We start from the raw sequence: 19,166 nt of genomic DNA, 5'->3' as shown, positions 1-19,166 counted from the left end.
CGCCGAGAGATCATGACTGGAATCGCCAGCCAGGAAGGAGTGGACGGATGGAGCAGACCGAGCTGCGCCCGGGAACCCGGACGGCGGTGCGTCCGGTGACGGGCAAGCAGCGGGCGGCCCGTGCCGCCCGCAACGGCGGCGAGCCGACCCTGGAGTTCGCCGAGCGGGTGCCGTACGACGCCTATGTGCAGGCCAGCACGCTGCACAAGTTGCAGCAGCCGCTGAGTGACGACCCCGGCGAGATGTCCTTCCTGATGGTCAGCCAGATCATGGAGCTGTACTTCGGGCTGACCTGCCACGAGCTTCGGGAGACCTCCCGGCTGCTGCGTTCCGACCGGGTCTGGGAGGCGCTGGCCCCGCTGCGCCGCGCCGCGCTGCACCTGGAGGCCCTCAACGCGGCCTGGCACGGGTTGCGCTGGATGACCCCGGCCGACTTCAACCGCTTCCGCAACCTGCTCGGCGAGGGCTCCGGCTTCCAGTCGGCCATGTACCGCCACCTGGAGTTCCTGCTCGGCCTGCGGGACGCGGCGCTGATCCGCCCGTTCCGCCGGCAGACCGAGGTGTACGCCGAGCTGAACGAGACCCTGGCCACCCCCAGCGTCTGGGATGAGGTGGTCGCCCTGCTCGCCCGGCACGGCCACGAGATCCCCGCCGACCTGCTCGACCGGGACATCCGCGACGAGCACCAGCCGCACGCCGCGGTGGAGGCGGCCTGGGTCCGCGTCTACGGTGACAGCGGTCCGGACAACCACCTGCGGATGCTCGGCGAGGCGCTGACCGAGGTGGCCGAGCAGTTCGGCGACTGGCGGCACCACCACGTCAAGGCGGTGCAGCGCACCATGGGTGCCAAGGTCGGCAGCGGCGGTTCGGCCGGGCTGGCGTGGCTGCAACGGAGCATGGCCCGGGTGGTCTTCCCGGAGCTGTGGTCGGCCCGGACGGCGATGTGAGGCGAGAATGAACGAGAACGAGACCATGAGTGCCGGTGAGGCCGAGGCGTTGCGCCTGGACGCCGCCGAGCCGGGCCACCGGCACCTGTTCCACGTGCCCCCGGCCGACGGCGGGCGCTACCCGGAGACCGCGTACCTGGCGGGCAACTCGCTCGGCCTGCAACCGAAGGCCACCCGTACGGAGTTGCTGGCCGACCTGGAGGCCTGGAGCCGGCTCGGCGTCGAGGGCCACCTGGAGGCGGAGCGCCCCTGGTTGCCGTACCACGAGTTGCTGACCGCGCCGGCGGCCCGGCTGGTCGGCGCGCTGCCCAGCGAGACCGTGGTGATGAACTCGCTGACGGTCAACCTGCACCTGCTGATGGTCAGCTTCTACCGGCCGGCCGGTGAGCGGACCCGGATCGTCATCGAGGACTCCGCCTTCCCCTCGGACAGCTACGCGGTGCGCAGCCAGGCCCGGTTCCACGGGCTGGACCCGGACACCACGGTGGTCCGGCTCACGCCGCGCCCCGGTGAGGAGAACCTGCGTACCGAGGACGTGACCGCGTTCCTGGCGGCGGAGGGGCACACCGTCGCGCTGGTGCTGCTCGGCGGGGTCAACTACCTCACCGGCGAGCTGATGGACATCCCCACCGTCACCGCCGCCGGCCGGGCCGCCGGTGCCGTGGTGGGCTGGGACCTGGCGCATGCGGCGGGCAACGTGCCGCTGTCGCTGCACGACTGGGACGTCGACTTCGCGGCCTGGTGCTCGTACAAGTACCTCAACTCCGGGCCGGGTGCGCTCGGCGGCGTCTTCGTGCACGAGCGCCACCACGGCGACCCTGCGCTGCACCGGTTCGAGGGCTGGTGGAGCACGGCGGCGGCCACCCGGTTCGAGATGACCCCGGTGAGCCGGCCACCGGCCACCGTCGAGGCGTGGCAGATCTCCAACCCGCCGATCTTCGCGATGGGCCCGGTGCGTACCTCGCTGGAGTTGTTCGACTCGGTCGGCATGCCGGCGCTGCGCGAGCGCAGCCTGCGGCTCACCGGCTACCTGGAGCGGCTGCTCGACGAGGTGGTCGCCGACCGGCCGTTGACCGTGGTCACCCCGCGTGACCCGAACCGGCGCGGCTGCCAGCTGTCGGTCCGCATCGGCGTGGGCACCGCCAACGAACTGACCAAGCGGCTGCGCCACGAGCACGGGGTGATCGCCGACGCCCGGCAGCCGGACGTGGTGCGGTTCGCCCCGGTGCCGCTCTACTCGACCTATCACGACTGCTGGCGGGTCGCCGACGCGCTGGCCGCAACGGTGGAGGCCAACGCGTGAACACCCGGCAGGACGAGATCGCAGTGGTGGGCGCCGGCCTGGCCGGCTGCCTGTTGGCCTGCTACCTCGCCCGGCGAGGTCACTCGGTCACGCTCTACGAGCGGCGACCCGATCCCCGGGTCGGCACCCCCGAGCGGGGACGCTCGATCAACCTGGCGCTCTCCGAGCGGGGTCTGGACGCGCTGCGCCGCATCGGCCTCGACGAGGAGGTGATGGCCGACGCGTTGCCGATGCGCGGTCGGATGGTGCACCCGGTGGTGGGCGAGCCCGACTTCCAGTCGTACAGCGCCGAGGGTGACCGGGCGATCAACTCGATCAGCCGGGGCGCGTTGAACAACGCCCTGCTGGACGCCGCCGCCAAGCTGCCGCAGGTGCGGGTCGCCTTCGACCACCGGCTGGTCGGGCTCGACCCGGCCACCGCGCAGATGACCTTCGAAACCCCGCAGGGCACGGTCACCGCGAACGCCACGGTCGTGCTCGGCGCCGACGGCGCCGGTTCGGCCGTACGCGGACAGCTGCTCGAACACGGCCTGCTCACCGAGAGCGTCGACTTTCTCGACTACGGCTACAAGGAACTCACCATCCCGCCGCTGGGTGGCGACTTCGCCCTCGACCCGGGTGCGCTGCACATCTGGCCGCGCGGCACCTCGATGATGATCGCCCTGCCCAACCCGGACCGCTCCTTCACCTGCACCCTGTTCTGGCCCAACCACGGCACCGCCAGCTTCTCCTCGTTGGGCAGCAAGGCGGCGATCGAGCGGTACTTCGCCCAGCACTACCCGGACCTGCCGCCGCTGGCCCCGAACCTGGTCGACGACTACCAGCACAACCCGGTCGGCGTGCTCGGCACCGTGCGGTGCGACCCGTGGCAGTTCGACGGGCGGGTGGGCCTGCTCGGTGACGCCGCGCACGCCATCGTGCCGTTCTACGGCCAGGGCGCGAACTGCGCCTTCGAGGACGTGGTGGAGCTGGACAACTGCCTCGACGAGTGCGGCGACGACTGGGCCGCGGCCCTGCCGCTGTACCAGCAGCGCCGGCAGGACAACGCCGAGGCGATCGCCCAGATGGCGCTGGCCAACTTCGTGGAGATGCGCGACAAGGTCGCCTCGCCGGTGTACCAGACCCGCAAGAAGGTCGAGCACGCCCTGGAGCGGGCGCTGCCGGGCCGCTACGTCTCCCAGTACGAACTGGTCTCCTTCACCACCGTCCCGTACGCCCAGGTGCGCCGCCGGGTCCGCCGGCAGTACCAGGTGCTCGGTGCGGTGGCGGCCGGTGCGGTGGCGGTGCTGGCCGGCGCGGTGCTCGCCCTCGGACGCCGGAGGCGCGGATGACGCTCTGGGATCCCCGGCGGATGACCGGCCACGCGCCGGACGGCCCCGGACTGCTGCGCAACTTCGTCGGCGGCGAGTTCGTCTCGACCGGTGAGCGGTTCACCAAGCGCTCCCCGGTGACCGGCGAGCCGGTCTTCGAGGTGGTCGAGGCCAGCCGATCCACAGTGGACGACGCGGTAACCGCGGCCCGGGCTGCGCTGCGCGGGCCGCGGGGCCGGACGGGGGAGCGGGAACGCGCCGAGGTGCTGCGCCGGATCGCCGACGAGTTGGAGCGGCGCTTCGACGACCTGGTCGCCGCCGAGGTCGCCGACACCGGCAAGGCCATCTCCCAGGCCCGGACCCTGGACATCCCGCGCGGTGCGGCCAACTTCCGCGCCTTCGCCGAGATCGTGGCGACCGCGCCCACCGAGTCGTTCACCACGGTCACCCCGACCGGCGGCCGGGCGCTGAACTACGCGGTCCGCAAACCGGTAGGCGTGGTGGCCGTCATCGTGCCGTGGAACCTGCCGCTGCTGCTGCTCACCTGGAAGGTCGCCCCGGCACTGGCCTGCGGCAACGCCGTCGTGGTCAAGCCCAGCGAGGAGACCCCCGCCTCGGCCACCCTGCTGGCCGAGGTGATGGCCGCCGCCGGCGTACCCGACGGGGTGTTCAACCTGGTGCACGGCTTCGGCCCGGACTCCGCCGGTGAGTTCCTCACCCGGCACCCCGGCGTTGACGCGATCACCTTCACCGGCGAATCGTCCACCGGCGGGGCCATCATGCGGGCCGCCGCCGACGGGGTGAAGGCGGTCAGCTTCGAGTTGGGCGGCAAGAACGCCGGGCTGGTCTTCGCCGACGCCGACCTGGACGCCGCGGTGGCCGGATCGGTGCGGTCCAGCTTCACCAACGGCGGTCAGGTGTGCCTGTGCACCGAACGGATCTACGTGCAGCGGCCGGTGTTCGAGGAGTTCACCGCCCGACTGGCCGAGCGCGCCGAGGAGTTGGCGTACGGCTGGCCGGCCGACGAGGCGACGGTGAACATGCCGCTGATCTCGCACGGGCACCGCGACAAGGTGCTCGGCTACTACGACCTGGCCCGGACCGAGGGCGCGCAGGTGCTGGCCGGTGGGGGAGTGCCGCGCTTCGGTGACGCCCGCGACGGCGGCGCGTACGTGCAGCCGACGGTGCTGACCGGGCTCGGCCCGCAGGCCCGTACCAACACCGAGGAGATCTTCGGCCCGGTGGTGCACGTGGCACCCTTCGACGACGAGGACGAGGCGTACGCGCTGGCCAACGGCACCGAGTACGGCCTGGCGGCGGCGGTCTGGACCCGCGACGTGGGTCGGGCGCACCGGGCCGGGCAGCGGCTGGACGCCGGCATCGTCTGGGTCAACACCTGGTTCCTGCGGGACCTGCGCACCCCGTTCGGTGGGGTGAAGGCCTCCGGCATCGGCCGCGAGGGCGGCGTGCACTCGCTCGACTTCTACTCCGAACTCACAAACGTCTGCGTGGACCTGTCATGAGCGACCTTCAGCGAGCGGCCGAGGAACTGACCGAGGCCCGGACCAGTGGCAAGCCCTGCCCACCCCTGCGTGGGCGGCTGCTGCCCGAGGGCGACGTGGCCGCGGCGTACAAGGTGCAGCAGCACCAGGTACGCCAGTGGCTGGCCGCCGGGCAGCGTCGGGTGGGCGCGAAGATCGGCCTGACCTCCCGGGCGGTGCAGGAGAACCTCGGCGTGTACGAGCCGGACTTCGGCGTCCTCACCGACGTCATGGCCGTACCCGACGGCGCCGAGGTGCCGATCGAGCGGCTGCTGCAGCCGCGGGTGGAGGCGGAGATCGCCTTCGTGCTCGGCGCCGACCTGCCCGACGAGCGGGTCACCAGCGTCGACGTCATCCGCGCCGTCGACCACCTGCTGCCGGCCATCGAGATCGTCGACTCGCGGGTCGCCGGCTGGGACATCTCCATCGTGGACACCGTCGCGGACAACGCGTCCAGCGGGCTGTTCGTGCTCGGCACCGCGCCGCGCCGGCTCGCCGACGTGGACCTGCGGCTGTGCGGCATGGTGCTGGAGCACGCCGGGGAACCGGTGTCGGTCGGGGCCGGCGCGGCCTGCCTCGGCAACCCGCTGCACGCGGTGGCCTGGTTGGCCACCACGATGGCCCGCGCCGGTGAGCCGCTGCGCGCCGGTGACGTGGTGCTCTCCGGCGCCCTCGGCCCGATGGTGGCGGTCGCCCCCGGCGCGGCGTACGAGGCCCGGATCTCCGGCCTCGGCTCGGTGCGGACCTGTTTCTCCCGGGAGGCGTCGTGAGCGCGAGGAGTGAGCCGATCTTGCGAGCCCCGCAGTCGGGAACGAAAGGTGGCTCGTCATGAGCGTCGGTGTGGCGGTGATCGGGTCGGGCAACATCGGCACCGACCTGATGATCAAGGTGCTGCGGCTGTCGGAGTCGCTGCGGATGGTGGCGATGGTCGGCATCGACCCGGACTCCGACGGTCTGGCGCGGGCCCGCCGCCTCGGCGTGGCGACCACCGCCGAAGGCGTGGACGGCCTGGTGAAGATGCCCGAGTTCGCCGACGTCGAACTGGTCTTCGACGCCACCTCCGCCGGGGCGCACCGGCACAACGACGCCGTGCTGCGCGCCCACGGCCGCCGGGTCGTCGACCTGACCCCGGCCGCCATCGGCCCGTACGTGGTGCCGCCGGTCAACCTGGACGAACACCTGGCCGAGCCGAACGTCAACATGGTCACCTGCGGCGGTCAGGCGACAGTGCCGATCGTCGCCGCGGTACGCCGGGTCACCCCGGTGGCGTACGGCGAGATCGTCGCCTCGATCTCCTCCCGTTCGGCCGGTCCGGGCACCCGCGCCAACATCGACGAGTTCACCGAGACCACCGCGCGGGCCATCGAGGTGGTCGGCGGCGCCGACCGGGGCAAGGCGATCATCGTGCTCAACCCGGCCGAGCCGCCGCTGCTGATGCGCGACACCGTCTACTGCCTCTGCCCCGATCCGGACGCCGACCAGGCCGCCATCGCCGCCTCGGTCGCCGAGATGGTCGCCGGTGTGCAGGAGTACGTCCCCGGTTACCGGCTCAAGCAGGACGTGCAGTTCGACCGGGTGGACACCTACGTGCCGTCGCTCGGGCGGCAGCTGACCGGCCTGCAGGTCTCGGTCTTCCTGGAGGTCTCCGGTGCCGGGCACTACCTGCCCGCGTACGCCGGGAACCTGGACATCATGACCTCGGCCGCGCTGCGTACCGCCGAGCGGCTGGTCGCGCTGGACGGGACGGTGAGCGCATGAACGAGCTGTACATCCAGGACGTGACGCTGCGCGATGGCATGCACGCCATCGGGCATCAGTACACCGTGGACCAGGTGCGGAGCATCGCGGCGGCGTTGGACGCCGCGGGGGTGGCCGCGATCGAGGTGGCGCACGGTGACGGGTTGGCCGGGTCGAGTGTGAACTATGGCCACGGTGCGGCGAGTGACGCCGAGTGGATCGCGGCGGCGGCCGAGGTGATGACGAACGCGAAGCTGACCACCCTGCTGCTGCCCGGTATCGGCACGATCGCCGATCTGAGGGCGGCCAAGGCCCTCGGGGTGACAAGTGTGCGGATCGCCACGCACTGCACCGAGGCGGACATCTCCGCCCAGCACATCTCCTGGGCGCGGGAGAACGGCATGGACGTCGCCGGGTTCCTGATGATGTCGCACATGAACGACCCGGCCGGGCTGGCCGCGCAGGCCAAGCTGATGGAGTCGTACGGGGCGCACTGCGTCTACGTCACCGACTCCGGTGGCCGGCTGCTGATGTCCGACGTGGCGCAGCGGGTCGACGCGTACCGTCAGGTCCTCGAACCGACCACGCAGATCGGCATTCACGCTCACCACAACCTGTCGCTCGGGGTGGCCAACAGCGTGGTCGCCGTGGAGCACGGCCGCATCGTCGGTGACGGGCCGCTCGGGTCGCCGGCCGGGCGTACCGTCCGGGTGGACGCCTCGCTGGCCGGGATGGGCGCCGGGGCCGGCAACGCCCCGCTGGAGGTCTTCGTCGCGGTCGCCGAACTGCACGGCTGGAAGCACGGCTGTGACGTGTTCGCGCTGATGGACGCCGCCGACGACATCGTCCGCCCGTTGCAGGACCGTCCGGTCCAGGTCGACCGGGAAACCCTCTCCCTCGGGTACGCGGGGGTCTACTCCAGCTTCCTGCGGCACGCCGAACGCGCCTCGGCCCGGTACGGCGTCGACGTCCGCTCGATCCTGGTCGAGCTGGGACGGCGGCGGATGGTCGGCGGCCAGGAGGACATGATCGTCGACGTGGCGCTGGACCTGGCCCGCGACGGCGCCGGTGACCTGGCCCGCGACGGTGCCGGGGAGCCGGCAGTCACGCAAGCACGAACCGAGGAGCAGGCATGAGCGGGCTGGACCCGGCCGGCATCGCCGAGCAGTTGGACAAGGCCGCCACCACCGCCACCGCGATCCCGCAACTGGCCGCCGAGGTCGGCCTCGACGTCGACGCCGCGTACGGGGTGCAGACCGCCCTCGTCCAGCGTCGCCTCGACCGGGGCGAGCGGCTGGTCGGCCTGAAGATGGGGCTGACCAGCAAGGCGAAGATGGCCCAGGTCGGCGTCGACGAGGTGATCTGGGGGCGGCTCACCGACGCGATGTGGGTGCCCGACGGCGGCAGCGTCGACGTGTCGACCTACATCCACCCCCGGGTCGAGCCGGAGGTGGCGTTCCTGCTGGACCGCCTGCCCGAGCCCGGCGAGCCGCTCGGCGCGTTCACCGACGCCGTCCGCGCGGTCGCCCCGGCGATCGAGCTGATCGACTCCCGGTACGCGAACTTCACCTTCTCCCTGCCGGACGTGATCGCCGACAACACCTCGGCCGCCGCCTTCGTGATCGGCCCCTGGTCGCCGGTGCCGGACGGACTGGACAACCTCGGGGTGCTGCTGGAGATCGACGGCCGGGTGGCGCAGGTTGGCTCGACCGCGGCGATCCTCGGCGACCCGCGTCGGGCCCTCGACGAGGGCGTCCGCCTGGCCGGGCGGCACGGGGTACGGCTGCGCGAGGGCTGGGTGTTCCTGGCCGGCGCGGCCACCGCCGCCGTCCCGCTGCGGCCCGGCGCTCAGGTCCGGGCAGTCGTCGAGAAGCTCGGCACCGCCACCCTGAAGGCCGCGTCATGAGCGCGGACGGGGCGCGGGTCGTCGCCGGGAAGGCCGTACCCCGTGGTGCGTTCCCGCACGTCAAGGTGGCGAACGGGTTCGTCTTCGTGTCGGGTACGTCGTCGCGGCGGCCGGACAACAGCTTCGCCGGGGTGTCGGTCGACGAGTTCGGTACGACGGACCTGGACATCCGGGTGCAGACCCGCGCGGTCATCGAGAACATCGGTGACCTGCTGCGTTCCGTCGGCGCCGAGCTGTCCGACCTGGTGCAGGTGACGTCGTACCTGGTCAACATGAACGATTTCGGCGGGTACAACGAGGTGTGGGCGGAGTTCTTCGACGCCACCGGGCCGACCCGGACGACCGTGGCCGTGCACCAGTTGCCGCATCCGCACCTGCTGATCGAGATGCAAGCCGTGGCCGTGCTGCCCCAAGGAGGTCAGTCGTGAGTGAGATCGCCGAGCCGTTCAGCTTTCCGGGCTGGATCGCCGAGAACCAGCACCTGCTCAAGCCGCCGGTGGGCAACAAGGAGATGTTCCCCGGGTCCGACGACTTCATCGTGATGGTGGTGGGTGGGCCCAACCAGCGCACCGACTTCCATGTCGACCCGTACGAGGAGTTCTTCTACCAGGTCAAGGGCAACATGCACATCAACCTGATGACCCCGGAGGGGCCGCGTACGGTGCACGTGCGCGAGGGTCAGATGTGGATGCTGCCGCGCAACGTCCCGCACTCGCCGCAGCGCCCGGAGCCCGGCTCGATCGGCGTGGTGGTGGAGCGGGTCCGCCCGGAGGGCACGCTGGAGAAGTTCCAGTGGTACTGCCCCGAGTGCGGGCACAAGGTGCACGAGGTCGAGTTGCAGGTCCGCGACATCGCCGCCGACCTGCCCCCGGTGTTCGGCGCGTTCTACGCCGACGAGACGGCGCGCACCTGCGACAACTGCGGCACCCTGCACCCGGGCAAGGGCTGATGGCCCAGCCGCTGACCCACCCGGTGGTGGACGTGCACTCGCACGTCGTACCGAAGGGGTGGCCGGACCTCGCCGCGGCCTGCGGCGGGTCCGGCTGGCCCTGGCTGCGGGTCGACTCGGAACGCGCCGCCATGATCATGGTCGGGGAGACCGAGTTCCGCCCGATCGGCGCGCAGTGCTGGGACGCGCCGACCCGACTCGCCGACATGACCGAAGACGGGGTCGACGTGCAGGTCGTCTCGCCGACTCCGGTCTTCTTCAGCTACGAACGCCCGGCCGACCAGGCGGTGAAGGTGGCCCGCATCTTCAACGACCTGACCCTGGAGGTCACTGCGGCCGGTGGCGACCGCCTGCTGCCGTTCTGCCAGGTGCCGTTGCAGGACCCGGAGGCGGCCTGCGCCGAGTTGGACCGCTGCCTGGCGGCCGGCCACGTCGGCGTGGAGATCGGCAACCACGTCGGCGACCGGGACCTGGACGACGCCGGGATCGTGACGTTCCTGACCCACTGCGCCGAGGTCGGCGCCCCGGTCTTCGTCCACCCCTGGGACATGCCGGGCGGCCCTCGCCTCGACCGCTGGATGGCCCGCTGGCTCACCGGGATGCCGGCCGAGACCCACCTGTCGGTGCTGTCGATGATCCTCGGCGGGGTCTTCGACAAGGTGCCGCCCAGCCTGCGGATCTGCTTCGCGCACGGCGGCGGCAGCTTCCCGTTCTGGCTGGGGCGTGCCGACAACGCCTGGCACCGCCGCGGCGACCTGGTACGCGGTGCCTCCGCCGCCCCGCCCAGCTCGTACGTCGACCGCTTCTTCGTCGACTCGGTGGTCTTCGCGCCACCGGCGCTGCGCCTGCTGGTGGACACCATGGGCGTCGACCAGGTGCTGCTCGGCAGCGACTACCCGTACCCACTGGGGGAACGCCCGGTCGGCCAGGTGATCCACGACGCCGACTTCCTCACCGAGGACCAGCGCGCACGGCTGCTGGGCGGCAACGCCCGACGCTTCCTGTACGGCTGACCCGACCCCGCCCCTGGTCCGCCGCGTGCGGTGCGAAGTGGCTGAAATCGGTCATCGTGATCGGCGCGTGCCGACCGCAACAGGCTGACGGGCAGGGCAGGATGGCGGTATGGCCGAGCCGCACGACCTGACCGCGTTGGAGCAGGCCGAGGCGATCGCCCGTGGTGAGTTGTCCAGCCTGGAGGTGGTCGAGCACCACCTGCGCCGCGTCGACGCGCTCGGCGACACCGTCGGCGCATTCGTCACGGTCACCGCCGACCAGGCCCGCGAGGCCGCCCGCGCCGCCGACGCGACACCGCCCGGCGAACGCGGGCCGTTGCACGGCGTACCGACCGCGATCAAGGACCTGACGTTGACCGCCGGGGTACGCACCACCTTCGGCTCGGCCGCCTTCGCCGACTTCGTCCCGCCGGTCGACGCCGACGTGGTGCGGTTCATCAAGGCGGCCGGACTGGTCAGCCTCGGCAAGACCACCACCTCCGAGCTGGGCTGCTCGCTCTACTCGGAGGGTTTGGTGGCCCCGCCGGCCCGTAACCCGTGGGACCTGTCGTACACCGCGGGTGGGTCCAGCGGGGGCGCGGCGGCGGCGGTGGCCGCGGGCCTGGTGCCGGTCGCGCAGGGTTCCGACGGTGGTGGCTCGGTGCGCATCCCGGCCTCCCTGTGTGGCCTGATCGGCTACAAACCCAGCCGTGGCCTGGTCTCCAGCGGTCCGCTCGGCTTCGGCGCCTACGGTCTGCCGAGCAACGGGCCGATCGGGCGGACGGTCGCCGACGTGGCCGCGTTGCTCGACGTGATGGCCGCTGCCGTGCCGGGCGAGCCGTACCTGCCGCCGGCCCCGCCGGCCGGGGGCTACCTGGGTGCGGCCCGCGCCGCCGCGCCGGGTCGGCTGCGGGTCGGCCGGTTCACCGCCGCGATGCTCGTCGACGAGCCCGTGCACCCGGACTGCGTCGCCGCGGTGGACCGGGCCGCCGCGCTGCTCACCGCCGCCGGCCACGAGGTGGTCGAGGTGCCACCGCCGCTCGGGCCGCAGGTCTGGCCGCTGTTCGAGACCCTCTGGTACGTCCTCGCACTCACCCCGGTGCCGCCCGAAGGGGAGCACCTGCTGCTGCCGTTGACCCGCTTCATGCGGTCCCGAGGTGCCGCCATCTCCGCCGGCACCCTGACCACCACCCTGGGCGAACTGCAAGCGCAGGTACGCGCCGGTGTCCGCCGCACCGCCGGCTGTGACCTGCTGCTCTGCCCGACGTTGTCCGCGCCGCAGGCTCCGGTCGGCTGGTTCACGCAGGGGCGTACCCCGGAGGAGGACTTCGACCGGCAACGCCGCTTCTCGCCGTACTGTGCGGTGTTCAACGTCACGGGTGATCCGTCCGTCTCGTTGCCGGTCTCCACGACCGCCGAAGGGCTGCCGGTGGGGGCGCTCCTCACCGGACGGTACGGTGCCGACGCGACACTGATCGCCACAGCTGCGCAGCTTGAGCGCTCGTGTGGCGGTTGGGATCGCCACCCCGTGCTCTGGCGGGGCGTCGACTCCGCTAACGTGAGTGGCAGCGGAGTCGGGAGGTCACCGCGGTGATCCGTCACCCGATCCGGTCGAAGGTCTCTCTTTCCGCCTGGGGGCGTTGGGATTGTCTGTAACCGACACGTTGCTGGTCTTCGTCGGCATCCCGGCAGCCGTCGTGCTGGTGATCGCCGGCCTCGTGTACGCGGGCAGCAGCCGAGACGGCGGTGGCGGCGCGAAGCGCTACCGGCCGGGCCGTCCGTTCAACTTCACGCCGGTCTGGTTCCTCGGTGAGCCGGGCGAGCTGGCCGACTCGGCCGGCGCGGTGCTGGCCGCCGGTGCACAGGCACCGGCGTTGACCAGCCGCAAGCAGGAGCAGGCCGGCGTCGAGACGCCGGCCGGTGGAACCGGAGGCGCAAGTGACCGTTGGTGAGATGCAGCCCGAGGCCGGGACGGAGCCTCGGCCCGACGTGCTCGACGGGCCGTTCTCGACCCGTCAGCTGCTGCGCATCGACGAGGCGCTGCGGCTGGCCGACCGGACGACCGGACTGGTCTTCTCGGTCTTCGTCGGCGGTCTCGACGAGCCGATCCGGGAGCACGCCGAGCGGCTGCACCGGCAGCTGGCCAACCCGGACCGCTCGGTGCTGATCGCCGTCTCGCCCAACCAGCGGCAGCTGGAGATCGTCACCGGCCGGTACGCCCGCAAGCGGGTCCCCGACACGTACGCCAAGATCGCCGCGCTGTCGATGGTGGCCTCGTTCGGCGGCGGCGACCTGGCCGGCGGCATCATCCAGGGCCTCGACCAGCTCTCCCGCTACGCCGGCAAGGGCTGACCGCTTCCGACAACCACTGAGCCCGGCCCCCGCGACGTACGCGGAGGCCGGGCTCTGGTTTTCCGTCTCAGGCGCTGCGCGCGTCCCGGGCCCGCGCCGCCACGGCCCGGACCACCCCGTCGCGGCCCTCGGCCACCAACCGGCGCAGCGGCGCCGGGCTGCCCTGCTGTGCCAGCCAGGCGTCGGTCGCCTCGACGGTGTCCTCCTCGACCAGGTACGCCGGGTAGGCCAGCATCGCGAACTCCTGCGCCGGCTCGCTGTCCCGGCTGGCCCACACCTGCCCCACGACCTCGAAGTACCGCGGCCGGTACGGCGTGATCAGCTCGACCTGCGCCGGGTGGCTGAAGCCCTGCAACAGCGCCCGGTTGCGCCAGTTCGGCAGCGCCTCGGCACCGGTCAGCTGCGCCCAGACGGCAGCCTTGTTCGCCTCGGTCGGCACCAGCGCGTGCGCGTACGCGGCCTCCCGCTCACCGCTGGAGGTCCGGTCCCGGGCCAGCTCGGCGTCGATCTCCGGCGCGCCGGCCACCCCGTTGGCCACCAACGCCTGCAGCACGCTCCACCGCAGCTCGGTGTCGATGGTCAGCCCTTGCGTCACCTGCGTGCCGTCCAGCCAGCCGCGCAGCACGGCCAGGTCCTCCGGCTCGCGGGCCGCCGAGACGTACGCCCGCGCCCAGGCAAGCTGGAACCCGCTGCCCGGCTCGGCCGAGGCGAGGGCGGTCCGCGCGGTACGGGCCAGGTCGGCCCAGCCGGTGGGCGCCCAGGCCGGGTCGGCGTAGAAGGTCAGGGCGCTGCTCGCCTGACGCAGGGTGGCGGTGACCAGGTTGATGTCCGTCTCGGCGGGCAGCCCGGCCAGCACCAGCGCGATGTAGTCGCGGGTGGCCAGTTCGGCGTCGCGGGTCATGTCCCACGCCGCCGTCCAGCACAGCGCCCGCGCCAGCGACGAGTCGAAACCGGCGATGTGCTGCACCACAGTGGCCATCGACCGCTCGTCCAACCGCAGCTTGGTGTAGGTGAGGTCGTCGTCGTTGAGCAGCAGCACGTCGGCCGCGGGCACGCCGACGAGCTGAGGCAGCTCGGTCAGCTCACCGTCGATGTCGACCTCCAGACGCTCCCGGCGGACCAGCCGGCCCTCGGTCAGGTCGTAGAGCCCGACGCCGATGCGGTGGGTACGCAGGGTCGGGTACCCCGCCGACGCCTCCTGCCGCACCAGCACCTGCTGGTACGTGCCGTCCGGGCCGATGGTCAACTCGGGCCGCAGCGTGTTGACCTGCGCGGTCTCCAGCCACTGGCTGGCGAAGGTGCGCAGTTTGCGACCGGAGGCGGTCTCCAGTTCGGAGAGCAGGTCGTCGAAGGTGGCGTTACCCCAGGCGTACTTGGCGAAGTAGGCCCGCAGACCGGCCAGGAAGGACTCCAGGCCCACGTACGCGACCAGCTGCTTGAGCACGCTGGCGCCCTTGGCGTACGTGATGCCGTCGAAGTTGACCTCGACCGCCTCCAGGTCGGGCATCTCGCAGTAGACCGGGTGGGTGGAGGAGAGCTGGTCCTGCCGGTAGCCCCAGTTCTTCCGGATCGACAGGAACGTCGTCCACGCCTCGGTGAACCGGGTGGCGTGCGTGTTGCACCAGTGGCTGGCCCACTCGGCGAAGGACTCGTTCAGCCACAGGTCGTTCCACCAGCGCATGGTGACCAGGTCACCGAACCACATGTGGGCCATCTCATGCAGGATCGTGTTGGCCCGCTGCTCGTACTCGAAGTCGGTGACCTGCGAGCGGAACAGGTAGTGCGACTCGGCGTGCGTGACACAGCCGAAGTTCTCCATCGCGCCGGCGTTGAAGTCCGGTACCCACAACTGGTCGTACTTCGGCAGCGGGTAGCGCACGCCGAACTGCTCGTGGAAGAAGTCGAAGCCCTGCTTGGTGATCAGGAACAGGTCGTCGCTGTCCAGGTACTGCGCCATCGAGGTCCGGCAGAACAGGCCCAGGTCGATGCCGTCGTGGCTGTCCCGCACCTCGTGGTACGGCCCGGCGCACAGCGCGGTGATGTAGGTGCTCATCCGCGCCGAGGTGGCGAAGTGGACCGTCTTGAGGTCGTCACCGGCCGGTTCGACGCGCTCCACCGGTGCGTTGGAGATCACCTTCCAGTGCTCCGGGACGGTGGCGTGCCAGGTGTAGACGCTCTTGAGATCCGGCTGGTCGAAGCAGGCGAAGACCCGCTGGGCGTCGGCCGTCTCGAACTGGCTGTAGAGATAGGTCTCCCCGTCCACCGGGTCAACGCTGCGGTGCAGCCCCTGCCCCGAGTTCGAGTACGCGAAGTCCGCGTCGACGACCAGGACGTTCTCGCCGGCCAGCCCGGTCAGCGTCAGTCCCTTCTCGGCGGAGAAGCCGGCCAGGTCGATCGACGTGCCGTTCAGCGTCGCCGAACGCACCGAGTCGGCCGCCACCTCGATGAAGGTGCTGGCACCCGGTTCGGTGCAGCGGAAGTGCACCTCTGTGATCGACCGGAAGGTACGACCCCCCGCCGCGTGGACGGCGCTGGACAGGTCCAGATTGATGTCGTACCCCGTCACGTCGAGCAGGCGAGCCCGCTCGGTCGCCTCGACCTGCGTCAGGTTGCGCACTCCCGGCACGTTCGTCTCCATCCCGTTCTCGCCGTACGCCACGGCCACATCGTCGTGGACCGCCCGTGACGGCCCGTCCGGTGCCGAGTCTTCCATGCGCGGGCACCCGGTGGTGGGCGAGGTCACGCAGCCGTTTCCGGCCTGATCGGGCGGGCAGGGAGTAAGGATCGGAAGTGCACCGCAGGCACGGTGCCATCGATGCGAAGGGACCTCACCATGAACGAGCGCAGCAGCGTCGACATGTGGTTCGATCCGATCTGCCCCTGGGCGTGGATCACTTCCCGCTGGCTGCTGGAGGTGGAGCAGGTCCGCGACATCGAGGTCCGCTTCCACGTGATGAGCCTGTCGGTGCTCAACGAGGGCCGCGAACTGCCCGAGCAGTACCAGGAGGCGATGCGTACCGGGTGGGGGCCGGTGCGGGTCTGCATCGCCGCCCAGCAGCGGTACGGGCCGGCGGTGCTCGGTGCCCTCTACACCGCCCTGGGCACCCGCATCCACCTGGGCAAGGAGCGCGTCGGCCCGGAGTTGTTCGCCGCCGCCCTCACCGACGCCGGCCTGGACCCGCAACTCGCCGCCGCCGCCGAGGACAGCACGCTCGACACGGCCCTGCGGGAGAGCCACGAGGAGGGCATGCGGCCGGTCGGCTACGACGTCGGCACCCCGGTCATCCACGCGCCCGGCCCGGACGGACGGCAGGTGGCCTTCTTCGGCCCGGTGGTCACCCCGGCACCGAAGGGCGAGGCCGCCGGCCGGCTCTGGGACGGTGTGCTGCTGGTCTCCGGCACGCCCGGCTTCTTCGAACTCAAGCGCAGCCGCGACCTCGAACCCATCTTCGACTGAGGTGTAAGGAAGGGCACCTTATTAACGCCTCGTGCATAGCCCGGGCCCCTTGTTAACACCACACCTTACTTTGCCTCCGAAGCCGCCTCGCGTGCCGGGTGCGGCGTCACCGCTGCCTTCGCGGACTCGTTTGACCGGGTGTCCGCAGAGTGCTGGCGGGCCGTACCTGTGCCCGTCGGCCGCCGCTCGTGGAGGCGTCAGATGGCCAAACACCGTGCCCCGGTCGATGACCGTCGGAGCCGTAGGGAGGGGATTGGCAGCGCCGCGCCCTCTCCCACGGCGAACCTGCGCTGGCCGGTGCCCCGGCAGGATGTCGTCGAGAGCTGGTCGGCGCCCCGGCAAGAGCGCGCTGATGACCGGTCGGCACCTCGGCAGGACCGCGCTGAGGGCTGGTCGAGGCTGTGGCAGGAGCGCGGCGAGATGTGGCCGAGCCCACCTCCACACAGTCCCGACGGCTGGCCGGTGCCGCAGCAGGAGCACCCGCTCAACGCGGCGGGAGTGCTGGGTCGTACCCCGGTGGTGGGCGTTGCCCGTGTTCCAGCCACCTCACGATTGACGCCGCCCGGCCGGGAGATCCGCAACCAGGGCCCGCGTCCGGTGCGGCGGCCGGCGGTGCTGCCGGCCCCCGCCGGCCGGCATCGTCGCGCGGGCGAGTCGGAGTGTTAACAAGGGCCCCCTGCTCTACCTGAGGCGTTAAGCCGGGGCCCCTCCTTTCACCTGGTGGGCGGGGTGTGGGTCCGGCGTCGGGGCGGGAAGTGGCGACGGTAGCGTCATGGGTCATGACGGTCGTGCACCCGATCACCCGGGCTTGGATCACCACTGGCGGCACCGGAGCGCAGAACTATGACGAGTTCGCCGACGACGCGGAGATCACCGCGATCATCGAGGCGAATCCGCACAGCGCCCTCGGCATCGAGATGCCGCACCGGGCTCCGGACAGCCTCGGCAAGACCTTCGGCGACGCCCTGCCGGACGCCGTGACCCGGCTCGCCGAGGCGAAGGCCGACGGCAGCTACACCCCCGCCGAGCAGGTGGTGGTGCTGTACCGGATCACCGCACCCGGCGAGGAGCCGGCGTACGGCATCTTCGCCATGGTCGACACCGATCAGATCTCCACCCGGGCCGACGAGCCGGGCCTGGTCATCCGCAACGAGGACGTCTTCATCGCCAAGGTGCGCGAGCGGGTCGCCCTGGCCGAGGCGCTGGGTCACCTGCTCTCGCCCGTACTGCTGCTGCAGACCGGGCGCGGTGACGAACTGCACGCCGCGCTCGCCACCGCCACCGACGCCGCCGGCGCACCCGCCGCCACCGACATCGACCAGGCCGGGCGTACGCACGCCATCTGGCTGCTCGGCCCGGGCCCGGAGCAGGACGAGCTGACCTCGCTCGCCAGCGGTGGCGAACTGGTCGTCGCCGACGGCAACCATCGCAGCCTCGCCGCCCAGACCGGCGGATTCCGCCGCTTCCTCGCGGTGGTCACCACGCCCGCCTCGGTGGCCATCCAGCCGTACAACCGCCTGATCAGCGAGCTGCCGACCACGCCGGACGAACTGCTCGACCGGCTGCGCGCCGCCGGTGCACAGATCACCGCCGTCGACGGCCCGGCGCAGGTCCCGGCGACCGGCGGCAGCGTCGTGCTCCAGCTTCCCGGCCAGGCGTACGACGTGACGCTGCCGCATACCGGCGCGAACCGGTTGGAGAACCTCGACCACGCCCTGGTCGAGCGGCTGCTGCTGCGTGAGGCACTCGGACTGGACCCGGGCGACAAGCGGATCACCTACGTCGGTGGCGACTACCCGGCGAGCTGGCTGACCGGCGAGGTCGAGGCCGGCCGAGCCGAGCTGGCCATCCTCATCGCGCCGGTGACCGTGGACGACTTCGTCGCGGTGAACCTGGCCCGGGAGAAGATGCCGCGCAAGAGCACCTGGTTCACCCCCAAGGCACGCGGTGGCCTGGTGGTCGCCGAGTTGCCGGACCCCGCGTAAGGCCTCGATCCACCCGGTCGGGACGCCGATCCCGGTCGGTACGGATGCCGGGTGGGCCGGGTGTGACGTGATGCTGCCGACCCTGCGGAAGGTGGCGTCTGTCGCGCCCGGCCCTGCCCCGGCGGTGTCCGGTCCGGCGGGCCTGACAGACTGCCCGGTATGCGCGTCTACCTGGGATCCGATCACGCCGGTTTCGAGTTGAAGGTGCACCTGGCCAACCACCTCGCCAAGCAGGGGTACGAGGTGGTCGACGTCGGCCCGCACGTCTTCGACCCGGACGACGACTACCCGGCCTTCTGCCTGCACGCCGGCACCCGCGTGGTGGCCGACCCGGGCAGCCTGGGTGTGGTCATCGGTGGCTCCGGCAACGGCGAGCAGATCGCCGCCAACAAGGTCGCCGGGGTCCGTGCGGCGCTGGCCTGGAGCGTCGAGACGGCCCAGCTCGGCCGGCAGCACAACGACGCCAACGTGGTCGCGGTCGGTGCCCGCCAGCACACCCTCGACGAGGCGACCGCCATCGTCGAGGCGTTCCTGACCACCGCCTTCTCCGGCAGCGAGCGGCACGCCCGCCGCATCGCCCAGGTCGCCGACTACGAGCAGACCCGCAAACTGCCCGACCTGCCCTGACCTCTCCGCGCCCGCGCTGCGCCTCGATCCGTCGGGGTCCGCTCGGAGTCGCATCGCGCC

At 71.6% G+C, this 19,166-nt stretch carries 18 protein-coding genes; 17 read left to right on the top strand and 1 reads right to left on the bottom strand.

Translation table 11 applies throughout. The features are described 5' to 3' along the window. The first annotated feature begins 47 nt into the window (after positions 1–47). The 14 genes from JMF97_RS14285 to JMF97_RS14220 all read left to right on the top strand — a co-directional run bounded on the left by JMF97_RS14285 (position 48) and on the right by JMF97_RS14220 (position 13,037). The gene (locus tag JMF97_RS14285) at positions 48–947 is read left to right on the top strand and encodes a tryptophan 2,3-dioxygenase (protein WP_203222035.1); all 900 of its coding nucleotides are present in this window, start codon (positions 48–50) and stop codon (positions 945–947) included. Positions 948–972: 25 nt separating this feature from the next. Beyond that, the gene (kynU, locus tag JMF97_RS14280) at positions 973–2,250 is read left to right on the top strand and encodes a kynureninase (protein ID WP_203222416.1); all 1,278 of its coding nucleotides are present in this window, start codon (positions 973–975) and stop codon (positions 2,248–2,250) included. Further along, positions 2,247–3,581 (top strand): FAD-dependent oxidoreductase, encoded by a 1,335-nt coding sequence (locus JMF97_RS14275; RefSeq protein WP_203222034.1) that lies wholly within the window; start codon positions 2,247–2,249, stop codon positions 3,579–3,581. Before kynU ends, JMF97_RS14275 begins: the two co-directional genes overlap by 4 nt. Before the next feature lie 20 nt (positions 3,582–3,601). Then, complete coding sequence (locus tag JMF97_RS14270) at positions 3,602–5,083, top strand: 2-hydroxymuconic semialdehyde dehydrogenase (protein WP_203222415.1); 1,482 nt, start codon at positions 3,602–3,604, stop codon at positions 5,081–5,083. Next, a complete protein-coding gene (locus JMF97_RS14265) occupies positions 5,080–5,871 on the top strand; it encodes a 2-keto-4-pentenoate hydratase (RefSeq protein WP_203222033.1) in 792 nt (263 codons plus the stop codon). Before JMF97_RS14270 ends, JMF97_RS14265 begins: the two co-directional genes overlap by 4 nt. A gap of 58 nt (positions 5,872–5,929) precedes the next feature. Further along, on the top strand, positions 5,930–6,859 hold the full coding sequence (locus tag JMF97_RS14260) for an acetaldehyde dehydrogenase (acetylating) (protein ID WP_203222032.1): 930 nt from the start codon (positions 5,930–5,932) through the stop codon (positions 6,857–6,859). Beyond that, positions 6,856–7,974, top strand: coding sequence for a 4-hydroxy-2-oxovalerate aldolase (dmpG, locus tag JMF97_RS14255; RefSeq protein ID WP_203222031.1), 1,119 nt, complete (start codon positions 6,856–6,858; stop codon positions 7,972–7,974). Before JMF97_RS14260 ends, dmpG begins: the two co-directional genes overlap by 4 nt. Continuing rightward, positions 7,971–8,744, top strand: a complete 774-nt coding sequence (locus JMF97_RS14250; RefSeq protein ID WP_203222030.1) for a 2-keto-4-pentenoate hydratase — start codon at positions 7,971–7,973, stop codon at positions 8,742–8,744. The genes dmpG and JMF97_RS14250 overlap by 4 nt, the downstream gene beginning before the upstream one ends. Continuing rightward, positions 8,741–9,172: a RidA family protein gene (locus JMF97_RS14245; protein WP_013735467.1), complete on the top strand. Its 432-nt coding sequence runs from the start codon at positions 8,741–8,743 to the stop codon at positions 9,170–9,172. The genes JMF97_RS14250 and JMF97_RS14245 overlap by 4 nt, the downstream gene beginning before the upstream one ends. After that, positions 9,169–9,693 (top strand): 3-hydroxyanthranilate 3,4-dioxygenase, encoded by a 525-nt coding sequence (locus JMF97_RS14240; protein WP_102660843.1) that lies wholly within the window; start codon positions 9,169–9,171, stop codon positions 9,691–9,693. Before JMF97_RS14245 ends, JMF97_RS14240 begins: the two co-directional genes overlap by 4 nt. A gap of 11 nt (positions 9,694–9,704) precedes the next feature. Next, positions 9,705–10,706, top strand: a complete 1,002-nt coding sequence (locus tag JMF97_RS14235) for an amidohydrolase family protein (protein ID WP_203222414.1) — start codon at positions 9,705–9,707, stop codon at positions 10,704–10,706. Between the two features lie 109 nt (positions 10,707–10,815). Continuing rightward, a complete protein-coding gene (locus tag JMF97_RS14230; RefSeq protein WP_203222029.1) occupies positions 10,816–12,279 on the top strand; it encodes an amidase in 1,464 nt (487 codons plus the stop codon). A gap of 46 nt (positions 12,280–12,325) precedes the next feature. Beyond that, a complete protein-coding gene (gene ctaJ, locus JMF97_RS14225) occupies positions 12,326–12,637 on the top strand; it encodes an aa3-type cytochrome oxidase subunit CtaJ (protein WP_438803755.1) in 312 nt (103 codons plus the stop codon). Further along, positions 12,624–13,037, top strand: a complete 414-nt coding sequence (locus JMF97_RS14220; protein ID WP_203222028.1) for a DUF5130 family protein — start codon at positions 12,624–12,626, stop codon at positions 13,035–13,037. The genes ctaJ and JMF97_RS14220 overlap by 14 nt, the downstream gene beginning before the upstream one ends. Before the next feature lie 67 nt (positions 13,038–13,104). Here the strand turns inward: JMF97_RS14220 and pepN are convergent, their stop codons facing one another. Beyond that, entirely contained in the window at positions 13,105–15,654 is a 2,550-nt protein-coding gene (gene pepN, locus JMF97_RS14215) for an aminopeptidase N (protein WP_203222413.1), read from the bottom strand. A gap of 216 nt (positions 15,655–15,870) precedes the next feature. Here pepN and JMF97_RS14210 point away from each other — a divergent pair, with 216 nt between their 5' ends. The 3 genes from JMF97_RS14210 (at position 15,871) to JMF97_RS14200 (ending at position 19,106) form a co-directional block, all read left to right on the top strand. Further along, positions 15,871–16,494 (top strand): mycothiol-dependent nitroreductase Rv2466c family protein, encoded by a 624-nt coding sequence (locus tag JMF97_RS14210; protein ID WP_203222027.1) that lies wholly within the window; start codon positions 15,871–15,873, stop codon positions 16,492–16,494. 779 nt (positions 16,495–17,273) lie between these two features. After that, positions 17,274–18,479 carry a DUF1015 family protein gene (locus JMF97_RS14205; protein ID WP_203222026.1) on the top strand — a complete coding sequence of 402 codons (1,206 nt, stop codon included), beginning with the start codon at positions 17,274–17,276 and terminating at the stop codon, positions 18,477–18,479. 159 nt (positions 18,480–18,638) lie between these two features. After that, positions 18,639–19,106 (top strand): ribose-5-phosphate isomerase, encoded by a 468-nt coding sequence (locus JMF97_RS14200; protein WP_102660837.1) that lies wholly within the window; start codon positions 18,639–18,641, stop codon positions 19,104–19,106. Positions 19,107–19,166: the final 60 nt, after the last annotated feature.

Source organism: Micromonospora fiedleri (genome assembly GCF_016774385.1).
GTDB classification, from domain to species: domain Bacteria; phylum Actinomycetota; class Actinomycetes; order Mycobacteriales; family Micromonosporaceae; genus Micromonospora; species Micromonospora gifhornensis.
The sequence above is the reverse complement of the archived record's forward strand: the minus strand, read 5'-3'. Positions and strand labels throughout refer to the sequence as shown.